4 protein-coding genes are annotated in these 3,047 nt (G+C 58.5%); 3 read left to right on the forward strand and 1 reads right to left on the reverse strand.

Annotated features, from left to right (window positions below; genetic code table 11):
• Positions 1–402: 402 nt before the first annotated feature.
• Positions 403–1,518, reverse strand: coding sequence for a hypothetical protein (locus ACYC56_RS13945; RefSeq protein WP_461374779.1), 1,116 nt, complete (start codon positions 1,516–1,518; stop codon positions 403–405).
• A 42-nt stretch (positions 1,519–1,560) separates the two neighbouring features.
• Between ACYC56_RS13945 and ACYC56_RS13950 the strand changes: the two genes are divergently transcribed.
• The 3 genes from ACYC56_RS13950 to ACYC56_RS13960 all read left to right on the forward strand — a co-directional run.
• Complete coding sequence (locus ACYC56_RS13950; RefSeq protein WP_461374780.1) at positions 1,561–1,842, forward strand: hypothetical protein; 282 nt, start codon at positions 1,561–1,563, stop codon at positions 1,840–1,842.
• Positions 1,843–1,972: 130 nt separating this feature from the next.
• Positions 1,973–2,239: a hypothetical protein gene (locus ACYC56_RS13955; protein WP_461374781.1), complete on the forward strand. Its 267-nt coding sequence runs from the start codon at positions 1,973–1,975 to the stop codon at positions 2,237–2,239.
• A 602-nt stretch (positions 2,240–2,841) separates the two neighbouring features.
• Positions 2,842–3,047: glutathione S-transferase N-terminal domain-containing protein (locus ACYC56_RS13960; RefSeq protein ID WP_461374782.1), on the forward strand; the 206-nt coding region annotated here is incomplete at its 3' end.

Here is a 3,047-nt window from a genome sequence, read left to right on the forward strand (position 1 = left end):
TCTTGATCGTCGAGGCGACGAAGCAGCTTTATCGGCCGATCGGCGTGCGCCGCATGGCCCGCAACGCTCTGCCGCAATTGCAGCCGGTGATCGGCGTACGTCCGGCCGGCGTCGCGGGGAATTGAGCGAAAGAGGTTCTTTCCTCACGTCGAAGACGGAATGCGCGATGGTCTCTCGCAGCGCTATTGGCTTCGGGTTGTACGTCGATTTGAATTTCGAGCTTTAACCCAAAGGAGACTTCCAACGGACCGGTGACGAGCGGCTTAGCGCCCTTCTCGGCCGCCCAAGCTTAACCGGGCAAATCCCGAAAGCAGTCATCCATTTATGGACGGACGGAGCGGAGTCATGCGGCGTCACCTTCTGGATTGGCGCGGAAGGTGGAGGAGATATCGGGCGGGATACTCAGCGCTTCGTCCGCAGTGCTGCGGCCATCGCCTCTGCCCGAACTCTCTCGAAGCCCGTCAAATCTTTAATCTCCGGCATTTCGATCACCGCCCTGGGATGCGCGAGAGTCGGAAGCGGCGTATCGCTCCAGCTTATTTGATTGAGAAAGCGCTTGAGCACGTATGGTGCCTCCATCGTTGATTCAAATTCGCGAGCCGCGGCTTTCTCGCTGCTGTAGAATTGTTTTGTGTGCTGCACATGCTCGCCGGTTGCGGGTACAATTGCCATGCCGACGACCACCTTTTCACCAGCGAGATATGTCCGAAGAAAGCTGGATTCGACGATCAAGACTTCATCCACCCTAGTGGAGAAACGATAACCTTGTGCGGTCACAACGACAGGTACCAGCTCGAGCGCTTTAGCGGCCTCGATATCGATTCCTAGCGCATTGGCGAGGACATCAGGCTGCAATTTGAGCGCCGACAGTTTGATCTTCGCCTGCTTCGCGGCGTCGCTGAGCTTCTCATCATAGCGAGCGCGCTCGTGTGGGTCTGCAGGCATGAGAAAGAACTTCACCTCGCCGACGAGGCAGACCCCACCAAACGCGACAAGGAGATCGACCTGCTCAGGAAACGTCTTTGACTTCTTGATCCCGTGCCGCGCGCAGGCAGCACCCGCGAACATCGTATTCCGTACGATTGCGTCGCATACTTGGTGACGGTAGAGGGTCTCGTACCGGTCCCCCCGACCTTGGGTGGTGGATGGCACAGCCTTTCCCGATCCGCTGCGTCGGCTAGTGGTTGGCCACGTAATTGGATTGGTGTCGTCAATTCCGCCCTTCTCGAGCCAAGCTTCGACGCGTCGAACGATGTTGCTTGTAGTTAGGACTGACAGCGGAAGCACCACCTCGGTCGTACCTGGGACGGGCACCAGCGGTGCAGCCCAAAGGCCTTTGTTGCCCTTGGCCTTTGACGGTCCGCCCGTCTGAAACTGGAACGTAAGAAATGTAATCAGCTCATCGGCCTGTGCGGCATCGACCCTAAGACCCTGCTCGACAGCCTTACGAAGGGATTCCCGTTCCACGGCGAGCGCGAGCTCGCGGGCGTCTCCGGGCCTGATGGTTGACGTCGGCAACGGCACGCGCTTGGTTATTAGCGTGGCCACGTCACGAATGATGTGCCAAGCCAGCAACAGACGGGCGACTGTCAGGCCCGGTCGGAGAGGCATGTCGGTATTCACAAAATCCGCAAGATACACGCCCTCAAGCGCGGCTTTTTCGATGGGATAGGCCGGCATGTAGCGGGACAGGTAAGAAACTGCGGCGACTTTGATCTTTGGCGCCGAACCACGGCCGACTACATCGACAACACCGAAGGTTCTTCCCAGCCGGCGGCGATCCGCTGGTTTGAGTTTAGGCCAAGCGGTCATGTCAATGTGGGGGTAATTCATCAAGTTTGATTGCTGGCGCATCTCCCAGGCTTGCCGCAATTGTTCAAATGAACGATCGCTGGGCTGCCATAGGGCTACGCCTTCCGGGTTCGTCGTGGAATACCACCCATCCCACCAAACCGCGTTCCAAAGCGTATTGATGGCTTTGCGGAAGCTGTACGCCAGCGATGCGGTGATTGCCACTGGCGCTAGGTCATCGGTAGGCTCGGCGGTTCCGTTTGATTTCGCTGCGTCGAAAAGCCAATTCTCGGTGAGATCGGCCCCGGTCTCTGCAATATCGGCAACGGTGAAACGCTGCCCCCCTACGCCTTCGATTCGCAATCTACTCATCGCGTCCATTGACAGCCAATCGGCCTCACGCGTCCGATTGGCTTCATCGAATGTCAGATCGAGGGCGGTTCGATAATCCCGGTTGTGGGCCGCGACCGCAAGTATGGTGCTCCACGCTGGGGTCAACCGATCCAGCGTCGGATTCGGGAAGGCCGTGCGACCCGCAGCGGCCTCTTCCGCGAGCCATTTAGCTGCCTCATAGAGACGGGTGTCGGAAGACTCTTTGGATAAATCCGCATAGGCGGCATCCCAGTCGGCCTGGGAATAGCTTTCCGAAGACGGTGGCTTTAGCTTCCCGACGGCCTCGCCGAAATCCGTGTGCCGATGCGACATTCTTATTCTCCGGCTGGAACGGCCGGGAGCGGCACGTCTTCTGCCGAGAAGATAGGCGTGATCAGCTTCAGCTCAAGCCCGTTCCACGGCTCCAGCCATCTCGCAACCTGACCGAATGACAGCTAATCTGCCCTTGTTGTCCGAAACCGGCTCAGCGGGAATCGGCCCTTCCTGCAATCGATCGCAACAGATCGAATGTCAGGTTCTGGCGCAAAAGGGACATTCAAATTGAGACACTGCCTAACTTCGGGCCGCACTTGTCGGCTTGCACCGTCGGGCCTATACCCCTGAGCCCGCTTCGGCTGCACCATAGCGCCGTCTCTTTCCCCCTGCTGCTTGATGTGAATGGTCACGCTTCATCACCATCCTCTCTGCCCGCAATCGCGTTTCGTCCGGCTTTTTTTGGGGGAATATGGCATTGACCCGCAGCTGATCGAAGAAAAGCCTTTCGAGCGCCGGCAAGACTACCTGTTGCTCGATCCGGCCGGGGAGACGCCGCTTCTGATCGAAGACAACGGGATGGTGGTGCCGGGTGCGGCGGTCATCGCCGA

The sequence above is a fragment of the Candidatus Aquicultor sp. genome (assembly GCF_054640775.1).

Excerpts from the sequence above, each read along its gene's own strand:
- ACYC56_RS13955 (WP_461374781.1), top strand. The coding sequence starts at position 1,973 with ATGGCTTTGCGGAAGCTGTACGCCAGCGATGCGGTGATTGCCACTGGC.